Origin of the sequence: Paraburkholderia sp. SIMBA_054 (assembly GCF_046534875.1) — a bacterium.
In the GTDB taxonomy this organism is placed as follows: domain Bacteria; phylum Pseudomonadota; class Gammaproteobacteria; order Burkholderiales; family Burkholderiaceae; genus Paraburkholderia; species Paraburkholderia hospita.
Window position 1 is genome coordinate 11,547 of record NZ_JAWRXV010000014.1, and the last position, 15,016, is coordinate 26,562.

At 61.6% G+C, this 15,016-nt stretch carries 18 protein-coding genes; 10 read left to right on the forward strand and 8 right to left on the reverse strand.

The window, feature by feature from the left end; all coding sequences use genetic code 11:
- The first annotated feature begins 171 nt into the window (after nt 1-171).
- The gene (acnB, locus tag SB822_RS18445; protein WP_410855342.1) at nt 172-2,757 is read left to right on the forward strand and encodes a bifunctional aconitate hydratase 2/2-methylisocitrate dehydratase; all 2,586 of its coding nucleotides are present in this window, start codon (nt 172-174) and stop codon (nt 2,755-2,757) included.
- 159 nt (nt 2,758-2,916) lie between these two features.
- Here acnB and SB822_RS18450 read toward each other — a convergent pair whose 3' ends face one another.
- Nucleotides 2,917-3,267 (reverse strand): hypothetical protein, encoded by a 351-nt coding sequence (locus tag SB822_RS18450; RefSeq protein WP_410855343.1) that lies wholly within the window; start codon nt 3,265-3,267, stop codon nt 2,917-2,919.
- A 174-nt stretch (nt 3,268-3,441) separates the two neighbouring features.
- Between SB822_RS18450 and SB822_RS18455 the strand changes: the two genes are divergently transcribed.
- The gene (locus SB822_RS18455; protein WP_236674315.1) at nt 3,442-3,603 is read left to right on the forward strand and encodes a hypothetical protein; all 162 of its coding nucleotides are present in this window, start codon (nt 3,442-3,444) and stop codon (nt 3,601-3,603) included.
- 206 nt (nt 3,604-3,809) lie between these two features.
- On the opposite strand, the gene SB822_RS18460 is transcribed toward SB822_RS18455, so the two are convergent.
- Nucleotides 3,810-4,049 (reverse strand): hypothetical protein, encoded by a 240-nt coding sequence (locus SB822_RS18460; protein ID WP_079482472.1) that lies wholly within the window; start codon nt 4,047-4,049, stop codon nt 3,810-3,812.
- A gap of 512 nt (nt 4,050-4,561) precedes the next feature.
- On the opposite strand from SB822_RS18460, the gene trxA reads away from it, so the two are divergent.
- A complete protein-coding gene (gene trxA / locus SB822_RS18465) occupies nt 4,562-4,933 on the forward strand; it encodes a thioredoxin (protein ID WP_114223866.1) in 372 nt (123 codons plus the stop codon).
- A gap of 69 nt (nt 4,934-5,002) precedes the next feature.
- Here trxA and SB822_RS18470 read toward each other — a convergent pair whose 3' ends face one another.
- Nucleotides 5,003-6,004, reverse strand: coding sequence for a GlxA family transcriptional regulator (locus SB822_RS18470; RefSeq protein WP_114224100.1), 1,002 nt, complete (start codon nt 6,002-6,004; stop codon nt 5,003-5,005).
- A gap of 280 nt (nt 6,005-6,284) precedes the next feature.
- Here SB822_RS18470 and SB822_RS18475 point away from each other — a divergent pair, with 280 nt between their 5' ends.
- Complete coding sequence (locus tag SB822_RS18475; RefSeq protein ID WP_028367987.1) at nt 6,285-6,599, forward strand: DMT family transporter; 315 nt, start codon at nt 6,285-6,287, stop codon at nt 6,597-6,599.
- A 42-nt stretch (nt 6,600-6,641) separates the two neighbouring features.
- Entirely contained in the window at nt 6,642-7,076 is a 435-nt protein-coding gene (locus tag SB822_RS18480) for a class I SAM-dependent methyltransferase (protein WP_410855344.1), read from the forward strand.
- 165 nt (nt 7,077-7,241) lie between these two features.
- Here the strand turns inward: SB822_RS18480 and SB822_RS18485 are convergent, their stop codons facing one another.
- The 3 genes from SB822_RS18485 to SB822_RS18495 all read right to left on the reverse strand — a co-directional run bounded on the left by SB822_RS18485 (nt 7,242) and on the right by SB822_RS18495 (nt 9,833).
- Entirely contained in the window at nt 7,242-7,436 is a 195-nt protein-coding gene (locus SB822_RS18485) for a hypothetical protein (RefSeq protein ID WP_114223868.1), read from the reverse strand.
- Nucleotides 7,437-7,545: 109 nt separating this feature from the next.
- Entirely contained in the window at nt 7,546-8,535 is a 990-nt protein-coding gene (locus SB822_RS18490; RefSeq protein WP_114223869.1) for an SLAC1 anion channel family protein, read from the reverse strand.
- 179 nt (nt 8,536-8,714) lie between these two features.
- Nucleotides 8,715-9,833: a GlxA family transcriptional regulator gene (locus SB822_RS18495; RefSeq protein ID WP_114223870.1), complete on the reverse strand. Its 1,119-nt coding sequence runs from the start codon at nt 9,831-9,833 to the stop codon at nt 8,715-8,717.
- Between the two features lie 91 nt (nt 9,834-9,924).
- Here SB822_RS18495 and SB822_RS18500 point away from each other — a divergent pair, with 91 nt between their 5' ends.
- From SB822_RS18500 to SB822_RS18520, 5 genes are all read left to right on the forward strand, one after another.
- Nucleotides 9,925-10,197: a hypothetical protein gene (locus SB822_RS18500; RefSeq protein WP_144020990.1), complete on the forward strand. Its 273-nt coding sequence runs from the start codon at nt 9,925-9,927 to the stop codon at nt 10,195-10,197.
- A gap of 62 nt (nt 10,198-10,259) precedes the next feature.
- A complete protein-coding gene (locus SB822_RS18505; RefSeq protein WP_410855345.1) occupies nt 10,260-11,198 on the forward strand; it encodes an alpha/beta hydrolase in 939 nt (312 codons plus the stop codon).
- Between the two features lie 15 nt (nt 11,199-11,213).
- Nucleotides 11,214-11,996: an alpha/beta fold hydrolase gene (locus tag SB822_RS18510; protein ID WP_410855346.1), complete on the forward strand. Its 783-nt coding sequence runs from the start codon at nt 11,214-11,216 to the stop codon at nt 11,994-11,996.
- Nucleotides 11,997-12,044: 48 nt separating this feature from the next.
- Nucleotides 12,045-12,731 (forward strand): M24 family metallopeptidase, encoded by a 687-nt coding sequence (locus SB822_RS18515; RefSeq protein WP_410855347.1) that lies wholly within the window; start codon nt 12,045-12,047, stop codon nt 12,729-12,731.
- 121 nt (nt 12,732-12,852) lie between these two features.
- On the forward strand, nt 12,853-13,665 hold the full coding sequence (locus SB822_RS18520) for a gamma-glutamylcyclotransferase family protein (RefSeq protein ID WP_007584152.1): 813 nt from the start codon (nt 12,853-12,855) through the stop codon (nt 13,663-13,665).
- 102 nt (nt 13,666-13,767) lie between these two features.
- Here SB822_RS18520 and SB822_RS18525 read toward each other — a convergent pair whose 3' ends face one another.
- Together SB822_RS18525 and SB822_RS18530 are read right to left on the reverse strand one after the other, a co-directional pair.
- Nucleotides 13,768-14,010, reverse strand: coding sequence for a hypothetical protein (locus SB822_RS18525; protein WP_007584153.1), 243 nt, complete (start codon nt 14,008-14,010; stop codon nt 13,768-13,770).
- A gap of 24 nt (nt 14,011-14,034) precedes the next feature.
- Nucleotides 14,035-15,000, reverse strand: coding sequence for an aliphatic sulfonate ABC transporter substrate-binding protein (locus tag SB822_RS18530; protein ID WP_318271217.1), 966 nt, complete (start codon nt 14,998-15,000; stop codon nt 14,035-14,037).
- Nucleotides 15,001-15,016: the final 16 nt, after the last annotated feature.

A 15,016-nucleotide genomic window follows, 5' to 3' on the forward strand; every position in this document is an offset into this window, starting at 1 on the left:
CGGTTGAATGCCCTTCATCTTGAACGTTTCTGTTTCTCAACTCTTATATAAGACATAAGACATTTGACCTCGTGGGGCATTGCAATTAAAATCGCGATCAAAGCGGTGCCCGGAGCAGCTTCGACGTGCCTGAAAAGTCCTCCCCTGAAACGCAATACCAGCAGGTCTCCCATGCTTGAAAACTTTCGTGCTCATGTAGCCGCGCGCGCCGCGCTCGGCATTCCTCCCCTGCCGCTGACGGCTCAGCAGACCGCCGAGCTGGTGGAACTGCTGACGAATCCGCCCGCCGGCGAAGAGCAGACCCTGCTCGACCTGATCACCAACCGCGTGCCCGCAGGTGTGGACGAAGCCGCGCGCGTGAAGGCGGGCTTCCTGGCCGCCGTGGCCAAAGGCGAGACCGCCTGCGCGCTGATCTCGCGCGCCCGCGCCACCGAACTGCTCGGCACGATGCTGGGCGGCTACAACATCCAGCCGCTGATCGAGCTGCTGCCCGACGCCGAAATCGGCACCGTGGCCGCCGAAGCGCTGAAGAAAACCCTGCTGATGTTCGACCAGTTCCACGACGTCAAGGAACTGGCCGACAAGGGCAACGCCAACGCCCGCGCCGTGCTGCAAAGCTGGGCCGACGCCGAATGGTTCACCAGCCGTCCGGAAGTGCCGCAAAGCCTGACCATCACCGTGTTCAAGGTGACGGGCGAAACCAACACCGACGACCTGTCGCCGGCCCCGGATGCCACCACCCGCCCGGACATCCCGCTGCACGCGCTGGCAATGCTGAAGAACGCCCGCCCCGGCATCACGCCGGAAGAGGACGGCAAGCGTGGTCCGATCAAGTTCATCGAGTCGCTGAAGGAAAAGGGCCACCTGGTCGCGTACGTGGGCGACGTGGTCGGCACCGGCTCCTCGCGCAAGTCGGCTACGAACTCGGTGCTGTGGTTCACGGGCGAAGACATCCCCTTCATCCCGAACAAGCGTTTCGGTGGCGTGTGCCTGGGCAGCAAGATCGCCCCGATCTTCTACAACACGATGGAAGATGCCGGCGCGCTGCCGATCGAACTCGACGTGTCGAAGATGGAAATGGGTGACGTGGTCGAACTGCGCCCCTACGAAGGCAAGGCGCTGAAGAACGGCGAAGTGATCGCCGAGTTTCAGGTCAAGTCCGACGTGCTGTTCGATGAAGTGCGCGCAGGCGGCCGCATTCCGCTGATCATCGGCCGCGGATTGACCGCCAAGGCACGTGAAGCGCTGGGCCTGGCTCCGTCCACGCTGTTCCGCCTGCCGCAGCAGCCGGCCGACAGCGGCAAGGGCTTCTCGCTGGCGCAGAAGATGGTCGGCCGTGCTTGCGGCCTGCCGGAAGGCCAGGGCGTCCGCCCGGGCACGTACTGCGAACCGCGCATGACCTCGGTCGGCTCGCAGGACACCACCGGCCCGATGACCCGCGACGAACTGAAGGACCTGGCGTGTCTGGGCTTCTCGGCCGATCTCGTCATGCAGTCGTTCTGCCACACGGCCGCTTATCCGAAGCCGGTCGACGTGAAGACCCATCAGACCCTGCCGAACTTCATCAGCAACCGCGGCGGCATCGCGCTGCGCCCGGGCGACGGCGTGATCCACTCGTGGCTGAACCGCATGCTGCTGCCCGACACCGTGGGCACGGGCGGCGACTCGCACACCCGCTTCCCGATTGGCATCAGCTTCCCGGCCGGTTCGGGCCTGGTCGCCTTCGCGGCCGCTACGGGGACGATGCCGCTGGACATGCCGGAATCGGTGCTGGTGCGCTTCAAGGGCAAGATGCAGCCGGGCGTGACCCTGCGTGATCTCGTCAACGCCATTCCGCTGTACGCGATCAAGCAAGGCATGCTGACGGTTGCCAAGCAAGGCAAGAAGAACATCTTCTCGGGCCGCATTCTCGAAATCGAAGGTCTGCCCGATCTGAAGGTCGAGCAAGCGTTCGAATTGTCGGATGCTTCCGCCGAGCGCTCGGCCGCCGGTTGCTCGGTCCACCTGAACAAGGAACCGATCATCGAATACCTCAACAGCAACGTCACGCTGCTGAAGTGGATGATTGCCGAAGGCTACCAGGACCCGCGCAGCCTGCAGCGCCGCATCAAGGCGATGGAGCAGTGGCTGGCCGATCCGCAACTGCTGTCGCCGGATGCCGACGCCGAGTACGCAGCCGTCATCGACATCGATCTGGCCGACATCCACGAGCCGATCGTGGCCTGCCCGAATGATCCGGACGACGTGAAGACGCTGTCTGATGTGGCCGGCGCCAAGATCGACGAAGTGTTCATTGGCTCGTGCATGACCAACATCGGTCACTTCCGTGCCGCGTCGAAGCTGCTGGAAGGCAAGCGCGACATCCCCGTCAAGCTGTGGGTGGCCCCGCCGACCAAGATGGACCAGAAGCAGCTGACCGAGGAAGGCCACTACGGCGTCTTCGGCACAGCCGGTGCGCGTACTGAAATGCCGGGCTGCTCGCTGTGCATGGGCAACCAGGCGCAAGTGCGCGAAGGCGCGACGGTCATGTCGACCTCGACCCGTAACTTCCCGAACCGCCTGGGCAAGAACACGAACGTGTATCTCGGCTCGGCGGAACTGGCGGCGATCTGCTCGCGCCTGGGCAAGATCCCGAGCAAAGAGGAGTACATGGCCGACATGGGCGTGCTCAACGCCCATGGCGACAAGATCTATCAATATATGAACTTCGACCAGATCGAAGACTTCAAGCAAGTGGCCGACACCGTCGAGATGTAAGCGTGCTGTTGGGCTACGGCGTGTTGTTCTCGTCGTAGCGCCACGCAATGGCGCCGCGGGCCGAATGCCTGCGGCGCCATTTTTTTTATCGCGAGTGACAGCCCTTCCAGGGAGCGGGGACTGCAGGCACGTGCTCAACCACGTCGGGCCCGTCGCTGATCATTCATAAAGGCTTAGGGTGGAACGTTCTCGTTCCCGCTTGCCCTGCCAGGCGCGCACACCAGTGCCGACGATCATCGCCGCAAGCGCCACGCGAACGCCCAGTACGACGGCGCGAACGGCTGCTTCATGATCCACGGCAGAAGCCGGAGCAACCATAGCAACTGGAACACGCCATATGCCCAGGTGGCCTGCGCGAGCAATTCCGGCGCGCCGTGTGTATTGGCCAGCCCCGCTGCGGTCGCAACCCACGGGCGGCGCGGCGTGGAACATGCGATGCGGGATGACGGATTCCATCGCAAGCCACGCGAACACACCTGCGCCGAAAAACAACTTCACGCACTCGATCATGCGGCGCCTGTCTCGTTCCGTCGTCAGAAGGGTTCGACGCGATTCGCGCTCACAGTTAGCCCTTGCAGGATTCGACGTTGATCCAGCGCCCGCTCGCACCGACGCCGTGATGCTCGTCAGCAGCCCCGATTTCTTCGATGGCGCGAAGCTGCCCGAAGCGCCGGAGAACATCGCGTGTCGCCGGTGCTGATGACGAGTTGCATGCTCACGCTAAAGGATGCGGCCGTCGCAGGCCTTGGCATCGTCGCGTTGCCCGGTTACATCTGCAAGGAAGAACTCGCCGATGGCCGCGTGATGCGCGTGCAGCCGACTGGACATGCAGCGATGCGCAACTGACGGCACTCGTGCCGTATGGGCAGAATCAGTTGCCATCGGTGCGGGCACTGCTGGATTTCCTGGTGCAGGAGGTGCCGCCTGTGCTTGCCATGGATGGTGTTTCTACGGTCGGGTGAGTCATGGGTTGCGGTGACGAAAGTGATAAACATTGCGCTCGAAAACAGGTCGTTCTGGTCGTTTCAAGTCGAACGGATGGCGCATTCTTGCTATCGATATCGGACGATAGCAATCTCGGCGCGCTCGATGGTCGACACGTAGATGTGTCGATGCGTATTGGTCGACTCCCGATACGTGTGCGTGTTGTAGACGATAGCGGCATCGCCACCCGCTTGCCGAACCGCATCTACGATGCGCGACGTCGTGCCATGCATGCCGGGTAGCGGCAGCCAGTTGGTGACCGTCGTCTGCTTGACGATGTCATACGGACGGGTGGGTGCGCCATGCAACCAAACATCAATACCGTCGACAACTTCTGGTCCCTGACCGGATGTGGAGCCCGCAGAGGGCCCGGTGAGCAAGCTGTCCATAGGTTGCGGCAATGAGCAACCGGCGATGCAGAGCACGAAGGAGCACGAGACAGCCCAGCGTGAAGATAAGGGAAAGCGCATGTGAGAGTTTCATATCGGGACGCACACAAACAGGTGCCAAAGTGACCCATCACGTTTCGGTCGCGGCAGCAGAGTAGCCTCAGACTCGCGATGGCGGGCAACGCGGAATTGCGATGCCCAAGGTCATTCTGGACGCCCGAGACCGCGACGGAAAGCGTGACATGGTCGCAATAGCGGCCACGTTGATGTGCTTGACGGCCACGCATCGGCAGCGCGCCTCGCGGTGGCCGGAACTGGTGCCGTTCTGACCGTCAGACTCATTTCGAACCCCTCATAATTTCTCTGACCGCTAGCGCCTCGTACGCAGCGAGCGGTCGTTTGAAATTGGTTGAAATTGAGAGGAGTTATGAATGGCATTGCTTGAACTGCATCCGGATACGCTTGAATCGATCATCGCGCCGGACGGGATCGTGGTCGTCGATTTCTGGGCGCCCTGGTGCGGACCATGCCGGCATTTTGCACCCGTGTTCGAGGCTGCCGCCTCAGCGTTTCCGGACATCGACTTCGTGAAGGTCAACACGGAGGAACGCTGGGATCTCGCAGCCGCGGCCGGGATACGCTCGGTACCGACGCTGATGATCCTTCGCGAGGGCATTCTCGTCTATCGGCAGGTGGGCGCGCATTCCCAGTCGCAGTTGACTTCTATCATCTCGACGACGAGGACATTGAACATGAATGAAGTCCGCGCGCATGTCGAGCATTCTCTTAGCCATTACGAATAGCAATCGGGAGACGGCTTGTGCCGTCTCCCGTGTGATGTCTCGTGCTGCCGGTAGCCGGAGTACAGTGTCTCAAGTGGCGGCAATAGCCTGCCGCACGGTTTCCAGCAGCGCCGGACCCTCGCCGCGAAAGCGCTGGCGATATTCGATCGGCGTCACGCCGAGACGCCGGATGAACGCGCGGCGCAAGCTGTTCTGGTCACTGAACCCGCACACGTACGCCACTTTCTTGAGGGGCGTGTCGCTTTCCTCGAGCATTCGTCTGGCAGCCTGCACGCGCGCAATTTCGACGAAATCACCGGGCGTCGTGCCCGTCTCACGCTTGAACATCCGCGAAAAGTTTCTGACGCTCATTCCCGCCCGACTGGCTAGCACTTCGACGGAAAGTTCCGCCGACAGATCGTTGAGGATCGATTCCTGAATGTCCCGCAACGGGCTGCGTTCGGTGACCTGCGCCGCCAGATGCAGACTGTATTGCGATTGACCGCCAGGGCGTTTGACGAACATCACGAGTTCACGGGCAACGCGCAATGCCACGCCACGGCCGTGATCTTCTTCGACCAGGGCGAGTGCGAGATCCATTCCAGCCGTTACGCCCGCAGACGTGTACACAGGACCGTCCTTGACGAAGATATGGTCAGGTTCGACACGCACGTTCGGATAGTTCTTTGCGAGCCGTGCCGCGGAATTCCAGTGCGTGGTCGCGCGCCTGCCCGTGAGCAAGCCCGCACGGGCGAGCAGGAACGCGCCCGAACAGACGGAGCCTAGCCGGCGCACGTAGCGGGACTGTCCGACGAGCCACGCAATCAACTCCCCATTCTCTTCATACTCGTAAATGCGCGGGCTTCCGGCTACGAGCAGGGTGTCGATGTCGCTGGGCGTGTCGGCGATCGAAGCATCGGGAAGAAACCGCATGCCATTCGACGCGGAGATGGTTTCCAGGGTAGGGGCGACGGTCAGCAGCGCGTAGGCATTCGGATCGCCGAGCTGACAGTTCGCTTCGGTAAACACGTCCATTGGCCCGGCAAGGTCGAGCATCTGGACGCCGGGAAACACCAAGAGAGCGATTCGCATCATGACTCCGGACGCTGATCGATTGAAGCTATCTGCATTGTATGCGCCAGGACGCCGTCACCAGAACCGATGGCAGGAAATGGGCCGAGTGTGGCCGTTATTTCGCATCACGCCTCATTCGTAACCCGATGCGGCTTTCCGTCCGTGCGTGTCCTTACCTTATCGCAACTTGACCGTTTCTGACGGCTTCCCACGGCTCACCTCGGTGCTATTCGTTGGCAGAATGGGACGGCCATGATCTGGCAATTGGGCGTTCTTTTTTTGTGGGGAGGTGCATCAGGTGGCTTGGTTTTGTGTGTTCCTGGCAGGCGTTTTCGAAATTCTCTTCGCCACGGGTCTGAAGTATTGCGCAGGATTCACACGCTTTTGGCCAACGCTCGGCACCGCGCTGTCGTTGCTGGCCAGCATGACGCTTCTGGCCGCTTCTGTGCGGACTTTGCCCATCGGCAGCGCTTATGCCGTGTGGACGGGCATTGGCGCAGCGGGTACGGCCATTCTTGGCGTCTATCTGTTCGGCGATTCCGCGTCGCCGGCCCGGATGGCCTTTCTCGGGTGCATCGTCGTCGGCGTCATCGGTCTGAAAATGGCTTCGTAGTCCGCCCCGGCGGTTCAGTCTTATTTTTTTGCAGGTTCTTACATGCTAGACAAGGTTCTGGGCGCAAAGCTCCAGGTCTGGATGGAGCGCGTTCGAAACGAGCTCGATCTTCCTGTTCGTTTGACTCTATGGAACGGTACCCGTCACGACCTTGGGTCGTTCGATACACCTCTCGTATCGCTGCGCATCAATGACATCGGCGCTATCGGTGCGTTTCTCGACCCGAGCCTCGATACGCTTGGCGAGGCCTACGTACGGGAGTCAATCGATATCGACGGCAAGGTGGCCGATATCGTCGATGTCGCTTACAAGCTGGCCGCGCTGCCGGCGCCATCGACAGGCGGCGCGAGCCTGGCGGGCAAGCTGATCCGTAAGTACGCGCATTCGAAGAGCGATGACAAGGCGGCAATTCAATACCACTATGACGTGTCGAACGACTTCTACCGCCTCTGGCTCGACCGGAAGATGGTCTATTGATCCGTTTCACAACGCGTGGCGTCCGCACGTGCGTCACGCGGTTAGTGAGTTGCCGTAGCATCCATCGTTCATTCAGGGAGAGGCGTCTTGTCATCCGCGTTCATCCCGCTCCTGATGCATTCGAGAAGATCGACTGAATGCATCATCCATTTCCGCTTACCCGTGTCATCCGATGGCGAGCGATTCATCCTCGCAGCGGTGGAACTGGTTGTTGATGGTTTCGATGTCGAACTGGTGTGGTCCCGAATTGAAGGACGCCACGCGACGTGCGTCGTGCCGTATGAAGTCGTTGAATCGTTCCTGAATGCGCTGCTTGATGCTCTGCTCTTCGCTTCCGGGCAAGGGCAGCAGCCAGTTCACTTTTGCGCAGACGAAACAAAACCTCCACGCCCGCGACGATAGCGGTGCGTGGAGGCAGGTGTGACGCAAGACCTGCTGCGGCATGAAATTCATGCCGCAGCATCCATGCTTATGCGCCGAGAAGCTTGCCGTTGAACAGGAAGTGCAGCGTCCGGATGAACAGCACGGCGATCGCAATGGTGAGAAGCGTGAGCAGAGCGATCGCAATGAGCGTCACGGGCCAGGCCTGCACGAACATCGAGTACTTCAGCGACGCGCTCGTCAGCGCGGCCATCGGAAAGCTGATCGCCCACCAGCCGGCCGCAAACGGGATGCCCTTACGGAACACCTTGAACGCCAGCGTCACGAACACGAACAGACCGAAGTAGAAAAGCAGGCCCGCAAACGTATCGACGTGCTGCGTGAAGTTCGTGTACGCGAGGAAGCCGACTTCAAACGGCGCGATCAGAATCACCATCGAGGGCACCATCCCGACGGGCAGCGGTTCGTGATGGATCAGGCGCGACATGATCATCGTGAAGAACAGCAGCGCGATCATCGCGCCAACGGCGAGCCCGAACAGGTTGACTTCATGCGCCCAGGGCATCGGCATCGTGCCGCCGGCCACGGCAATGTCGAGTGTCGCCACGCCCGGTATCAGCCACGCCGGAACCGCGTGGCCCGCATCGATCTTGCCCTGCAGCAAACGGCTCGCGATCACGAACGAGAGCGCCACCGTGCTGATGGTGCCGATCGTCCAGACCACTTCGGAAAGCAACAGGCTGACGGGCGCGATGACGGACGACAGCAGCAGGATCGCAATCGTGATCGTGCCGAAGAAGTTGCCTGCAATCGGGTGACGGAATTCGCCGGCCACTGCGTCGGGATGCCTGAACCACTTAACGAGGTATCCGCCGCTGAGCAGCAGGAAAACCACGACGGCGAGCGTGCCGATCGCGCCTGAAATATAGGGGCTCACGCCGAACTCGTGGCTCGTGAACCGCCACGCGAGGGAGAGGCCGGCAATACCCATGACAGAGCCAAACAGGTTCACTGGCAGATTCTTGATGGAAGCGCTATTTCGGACAACTTGTGAGCTGGGGGAAGAAAGCGTGGACATGATGAACCTCCTGAATATTTTGAATTCCGATCGGGCAAGCGCCCGGTGTCTTGGAACAAATTCTGGTTCATGAATCGCGTGGCCGAAAGTCGCTCAACGATCAAATTTCGGCCATCGAAGGACAGAGAACGGCCAGCCGGCCAAGAGGCGTTCTGAAGTTCGCCTGCGACGGGTAACGCTCAGCGTTCAAGCGCCGTTGTGCCGAGAACGGCCGCCACGTTGCGCTTGAGCGTCTGCGCTCCGCTGAAGCCGCACAACTGGGCGATCTGCGCAATGGAGTGAGCGGATTGGACGAGCAATCGCATCGCTCGCGTGACGCGCTGCGTGCGCACGAATTCGAGCGGCGTGGTGCCCGTTTCGCGGACGAACACGCGTGCGAAATGACGCTCGCTCATCCCGGCGCGGGCAGCGAGGCGGGACACGCAAAGATCCGCCGACAGGTGCGACAGGATGTAATGCTGAAGTTCGCGGATGCAGGCGCGTTTGCCCATGCGAAGACAGGGTCGCGCGGCCCGTTTCATTGACGTCAGACGGCAGGTGTCGAGACGTTGAGCCAGTTGCGACGCGGCGAACTGTCCGAAGTCATCTCGGACGAGTTCAAGCGCAAGATCGACGCTGGATTCCGGGCCGAACGCCGTCAACACCTTACCGTCACGTATGAAGGATTGATCGGACCTCGCGATGACGGTCGGCCATCGTTGCGAGAACCGCCGAAGCGCGGCAGGGTGAAGCGCGACCGTGCATCCGTCGAGCAGGCCCGCGCTCGCAAGCAACGGTACCGCTTCGCCAACTGCGCCGATGCGGCGCGCCTTTTGCCCCGCTGCGGCGATCCATTCGACGAGCGCCGCAGCGGTCGGCGACCGGTCCGATTTGCCGCCCGCTATCAGCAGCGTGTCGAAATCGGGCGCGGTGGTCGCAATGGTCGAATCGGCCATCACGGCGAGGCCGCCTTTCCCCGTCACATACAGGAAGTCCAGCCCGATCAGCTGGAACCGGTAGTGTTCGCCGTTGTTAGAGCCTTCATCGAGCAGGCTGAGTGTGTCCATTGCCGCAACAAGGTCCGACGCCCTGTGACGTGGCAGGACAAGGATTCCGATATGCATCGTTGCCCCCGATTCGTTGAACGCAATCGAGTGTAGGGCTGCGGTGTGATCCGGATCGCGGCATGGCGCTTTGTTGACGCGTTGTGTCCGGAAATGAAGCCGCGTGCGCAGCGCATCGGATACGGCATCGGCATGCGTGTACGGAGATGGCCGTTCGATGCCCTTCTTTGGCTTGAGTTCGAATCTCGCGGCCATGGACCCCTTAGCGCGGCCAGCCGACAATGCTCTTCAGTTTGCAGTGCGTCGTAAGCATGCAGATATCCGAACTATATTGATGGAGAAGCAAGTGACTCCCATAACGCTGTATCACGATGGCTGCTCGATCTGCGTCGCAGTGGTCGAGAGCATGGACACGTTGATCGACAAGACCCGCTTTGCGCTGCGTGTCGTTAATCTGTCGGAACGGCGAGAGGCGGTAGCGGAAGCTGAAGCGCTACACGTATCGCGTTTGCCGTCGCTCGTGTTCGGTGGGCAAGTGATCGAGATCGACCCGCATGCACCGATTTCGGAGTTCAGGGAGCCAGAGCTGCATGTCGGTCCTTCGCCGGAAAGCCTTTGAACCGCACGGGCAAACGTTCGCGGCGTCGCTATTCAATCTCTGTCACCGTCTGGGGCAAGAGCATGTCGAACACACAGTTGATCAACGTCATTTCGAATATCGAGCGCGTCAGCAAGGACGCGCATGCGCAGATGTCCGCGCCGCAACTGCACGAAGGACTGAAGGCGCTTTACGGACCTCTGCCCGTCAATCCTCGAGCGAGTTTCAGAACCGTCGACTCCCCTGGGTTCAAGGGACTCCATTGCAGCGCGCCACAGGGGTCAGCCGGTAAGGCGATCCTCTTTCTGCACGGCGGCGGATTCGTGATTGGTGAGCCCGAGACGTTCCGCACACTGATCGCCGAGATCGCCGTGCGCACGACGGCGAACGTGTATGCGCTCGATTATCGGCGGGCGCCGGAGCATCCTTACCCCGCTGCCTTCGATGACACCGTCGCCGCCTGGTGCTGGCTGCTGCAGCAGGGATACGCGCCGGAGTCGATCGCGCTCGTCGGCGATTCGGCGGGAGGAGGACTGTGCGCGTCGCTGATGCTGGATCTGAAACGTCGCTGTCTCGCTCTGCCGTCTGCGGCGTTCCTGATTTCGCCGTGGCTCGATTTGAGCATGTCGGGGCCATCCGTCTTGACAAAGGCGAGCGTCGATCCCGTCGTTTCACCGGAAGGTCTTGCATTCTTTGCACAAAACTACTTGCGTGCACAGTCGCATACCACGCCGTCCGCGTCGCCGCTGTTCGGCGACCTGGCTGGTTTGCCACCGTTGCTGATTCACGTCGGCGGCAACGAAACTTTGCTCGACGATTCGGTGCGCTTTGCGGGCAAGGCAGGTGCTGCGCAGGCGAGAGTGCGCCTCGATATCTGGCCACGAATGATTCATGAATGGCACATATGGCATTCCGTTCTCGACGAAGCGGATGCCGCGCTGGAAGAAGGCGCCATGTTCCTGCGCGCGCATCTCGGCATCGACACGTACCCGGCGTCCACCGACGTTTCCACGACTGCCTGAAAGAGTGCTCAAACCATGCCGATATTGCACGTGAATGGTGTCGACCTCAGTGTCGCGATAGAAGGGACGGGACCGCCGCTGCTGTTTCTTCACGGACTCGGCGCGAGCGGGCGTGTGTGGTCGAAGGAGGTCGAGTCGTTCATGCCGTACTTCACGACGGTCGCAATCGACGCGCGAGGTCATGGCGAATCGGCGCGTCCCGCGCACTATACGCTCGACGACCATATCGACGATGCCGCAGGCGTCCTCGATGTGCTCGGGATGACGGACGCTCGTGTCGTTGGATCGTCGATGGGCAGTTACGTCGCGCAGGGTCTCGCTGCGAGATACCCCGCGCGCATTCACAGCCTGGTGCTCGTCGTGCCGAAGTGTCATGGCGAGACATCGTCATCGGCGCGGCTGATTGCGGAACATGCCGATGAATTCAAGGGCATGACGCATGACGAGCAGCAGGAATATTTGCTGAAGCTGTCCTTCGGCCCTTACGCGAGCGAGCCAACGAAGGCGGCGTGGATCAGCGAAGAGCGCCGCTTTCCGTTGACGCCCCCGGAATGGGCCTCGGCCGCAGCGGCGTTGACGGGCTTCGATCTGAGGCCAGCGCTGCCGCGCATCGAGGCCAATACGCTGGTCATGTCCGGACGCTACGACCGGCTCAACAGCGTGCAGGACGGTCAGGAGTGCGCGAGCCTGATTTCCGATGTGGAATTCGTCGAGATGAAGCGTTCAGGTCATTTTCCCAATGTCGAAGAGCCGACGCTCTACATCACGTTGCTGCGCGAATTTCTCGCAGGCTGGTGATGAGGCGTCTATCGAAACGAGAGATGTTGAAGTTCAAGAGAGGTTCATGTGCAAGATTCGCAAGTTCAAGATCCCGAAGAGGTCGGGCGTGGGTTTTCAATTCTCGGGATGCTCGACACGCGTGCGAAGACACTTGCGGTGATTCGCGAAGTCGCGAGTCATATCGAGCCGGGGATGACGGAAGACGACGCCGTTCAGCTGACGAAGAGCTTGCTCGCGGATGCCGGAATGGCGCGCACGTGGCATCCCGTCATCGTGCGTTTTGGCGCGAACACGGCGAGGCCGTTGACGGAGCAGCCAGCGTCCCGCGTCGTGCTCGCGGAGAACGACATTTTCTTCATCGACATCGGCCCGCGTTATGGTGCATGGGAAGGCGATGCGGGCGACACCTTCGTGGTGGGCGATCATGCGGAGCATGCGCGTTGCGCGCGCGACGTCAAAGCGTTGTTCCACGACGTTCGCGCGTTGTGGATCAACGAGGGGCTCACCGGCGCCGAACTGTACCGGCACGCGGCCGAGGCCGCGTCGAAGGCGGGTTGGCTCCTCGATCCCGTCGTCGCGGGCCACCGACTTTCGGATTATCCGCACGCCGCGATTCATGCGGGTCCCCTGGCGCGACTCGAGCGCCGTCCCGCCGCGATGCGATGGGTCGTCGAATGCCATTTCCGCGACCCACAGGGCAGATTCGGCGCGTTCTTCGAAGACATGCTGCTGCCCGACGAGTACTACGCGTAGCGCAAAAGCAGCGGCGTCAGATTCAGGAACCACGACTGCGCACGCAATCCGGCGCGCGCAGTTGCCGGGCGGCCTGGCATGAGCGATCATCTGCGTCAACGCAGTTGACGGAGATCTGACGATGTCAGCGATGGCCAAGATTCGAGGATTCGTTGTCGCACTGGCGCTCGTTAGCTCGGCGGCGCATGCACAGACCACCGACTTCTGGGGAACGCGTCTCCCCGATCAGCCGACGCAGTTCATCTTCGGCTACGGCTCGCTCATCAACACCCCATCGCGCAACGACACAGCCGGCAAACCGGTTGCGGCGATTCCGGTACGCGTTTCGGCGGCGTTCGGCTATGTGCGCAGCTGGAGCGACCGCGCGCGCACCGGCTTCACGGCGCTCGGCCTGCGGCGTCCGTTCGAGGGTGAAGCGCCGATGACAATCAACGGCGTGATCTATCCCGTTGCCGGCAACGACATGTCCGCGTTCGACGAGCGCGAGAAGGGATACGTGCGCGTCGAGGTGCCGCGCGCGCTCATCGAGGCCGTATCGTGGCAGCCGCTACCGGCGCAGGGAACTGTCTGGGTCTACGTGCCGAAAGCCGAAGGCAAGACGCCGGGCGAAGGGCTTCCGGTTCCGGACGCCAGGTTTCCGCTCGTTGAGTCGTATATCGATGTCGTGATCGAGGGCGGGCTTGAGTACGGGCCGGAATTCGCGCGCGAGATCATCGAGACGACCCGCGACTGGAGTCCCTACTGGCTCAACGACCGCACGCTCGCACGCCGGCCCTGGGTGTTCGACAAGCAGTTCGCAAAGATCGATGCGCTGCTCGCGACGTCGGCGCCGTGCTTCGCGCAGCGAGCGTTCTCCGAGGACTATGCCGCCGCGAGCGCTGCCATCGCCAAACGCAAAGGCGATGTGTGCCTTCGTGAAGCGCGCGCTCGCTAGGCTGCGCCTGCACTACGCCGCTCAGGAGATCGGCGAGTCGAACATTACGCATTCGCTTTACCGAAGCCACCTCGTGCGATTCTCGCCTGATGCGCAGCGCTGTCAGTTGCCGTCGCCCGTATCACCAGGAAGCGGCACAACCGATGGACGCGCAGGCGACGCGTCTTCATGAAACAGATCGTCCAGATACTGCGCCAGTTCATCGCCGTCGATAGAGCCAGGAATCTGGAAATCGGCCCGCCGTCGCTTGCCATCCTGTCCGACATAGAAGGCCGCCCAACCGTCCTCGCTTGCCTCGATCAACATGATCCGCCCGAACACGTCAAAGAGAAAAGGCTGGCTCATATTGACGACGTACGCGGTTGACGGCTATTGCTGGATATCGACGATCGCGTCACGCACGTCGACGCGTTTCGGAATGACATGCTCGCGATACGCGAGGTCCGCAGCGTCCTGCTGTGCCTTGACGACTTCGCTGGTGAGCGGATAGTGCACGCCCCATTCCAGCCTCGGCAAGGCCTTCGACCACACGTCGAGGCGCACACCCGTGCTCTGCGACAGGAACTCAGCCGTCTGTGCAGGATGCGCGAGTTCGATAGCCGTCTGCCGGTCGAGCACATCGAATAGCAGCCGCAACGTAGCGGGATAACGCCGCGCAAAATCGCGCGAGCCGATATAGAAGCCGTACTGCGGCACGGAAAGCTGGCCGATCGTCAGTATCGTACGCGCGCCCGTTGCGAGTTCGGTATCGGCATAGCGCGGGTCCGGCACTGCCCACGCGTCGATGAAGCCGCGCTCGAATGCCGCGCGCGCGTCGCTGTAACTCAGATATACGAATTGCACCGACGTGGGCGGGACACCGGCGTCGGCGAGCGCCTTCAATACGAACAGATGCCCTTGCGAGCCCTTCGCGAAGGCGATCTTCTTGCCTTTCAGGTCGTCGAGCCGACGCACAGTCGAATTCGCCGGGACGATCAGGCCGTAGCTCTTTTGCAGCCGCGGCGCGTATGCGACGTACACCACGCCGGGTGCCGCGCCCGCCTGCGCGAGAATCGGCGGCGTCGAGCCGACCGCGCCGACGTCGACATCGCCCGTATTGATCGCCTCGACGAGCGGCGCGCCATAGACGAATTCCTTCCATCTGACGGCGACGCCATGCGCAGCGAACGCTTTTTCGAGTTCGCCCGATGCCCGTAGCGCAACGAGCGGATCGCCCTTCTGAATGCCGATGTTGATCGCCGCAGGCCATCCCTCGGCATGCGCGCGGGAATGCAGCAGCAGACACGCAATGAGAATCACGAGCCCATGCCACAGCGGGCGGCGGAATGACTGCATGCGAAGCGTCGCCATC

Excerpts from the sequence above, each read along its gene's own strand:
- SB822_RS18510 (WP_410855346.1), top strand. The coding sequence starts at position 11,214 with ATGCCGATATTGCACGTGAATGGTGTCGACCTCAGTGTCGCGATAGAA.
- SB822_RS18495 (WP_114223870.1), bottom strand. The coding sequence starts at position 9,833 with ATGGCCGCGAGATTCGAACTCAAGCCAAAGAAGGGCATCGAACGGCCA.
- trxA (WP_114223866.1), top strand. The coding sequence starts at position 4,562 with ATGGCATTGCTTGAACTGCATCCGGATACGCTTGAATCGATCATCGCG.
- SB822_RS18450 (WP_410855343.1), bottom strand. The coding sequence starts at position 3,267 with ATGATCGAGTGCGTGAAGTTGTTTTTCGGCGCAGGTGTGTTCGCGTGG.
- SB822_RS18525 (WP_007584153.1), bottom strand. The coding sequence starts at position 14,010 with ATGAGCCAGCCTTTTCTCTTTGACGTGTTCGGGCGGATCATGTTGATC.
- SB822_RS18490 (WP_114223869.1), bottom strand. The coding sequence starts at position 8,535 with ATGTCCACGCTTTCTTCCCCCAGCTCACAAGTTGTCCGAAATAGCGCT.
- SB822_RS18505 (WP_410855345.1), top strand. The coding sequence starts at position 10,260 with ATGTCGAACACACAGTTGATCAACGTCATTTCGAATATCGAGCGCGTC.
- SB822_RS18530 (WP_318271217.1), bottom strand. The coding sequence starts at position 15,000 with ATGCAGTCATTCCGCCGCCCGCTGTGGCATGGGCTCGTGATTCTCATT.
- acnB (WP_410855342.1), top strand. The coding sequence starts at position 172 with ATGCTTGAAAACTTTCGTGCTCATGTAGCCGCGCGCGCCGCGCTCGGC.
- SB822_RS18480 (WP_410855344.1), top strand. The coding sequence starts at position 6,642 with ATGCTAGACAAGGTTCTGGGCGCAAAGCTCCAGGTCTGGATGGAGCGC.
- SB822_RS18520 (WP_007584152.1), top strand. The coding sequence starts at position 12,853 with ATGTCAGCGATGGCCAAGATTCGAGGATTCGTTGTCGCACTGGCGCTC.
- SB822_RS18470 (WP_114224100.1), bottom strand. The coding sequence starts at position 6,004 with ATGCGAATCGCTCTCTTGGTGTTTCCCGGCGTCCAGATGCTCGACCTT.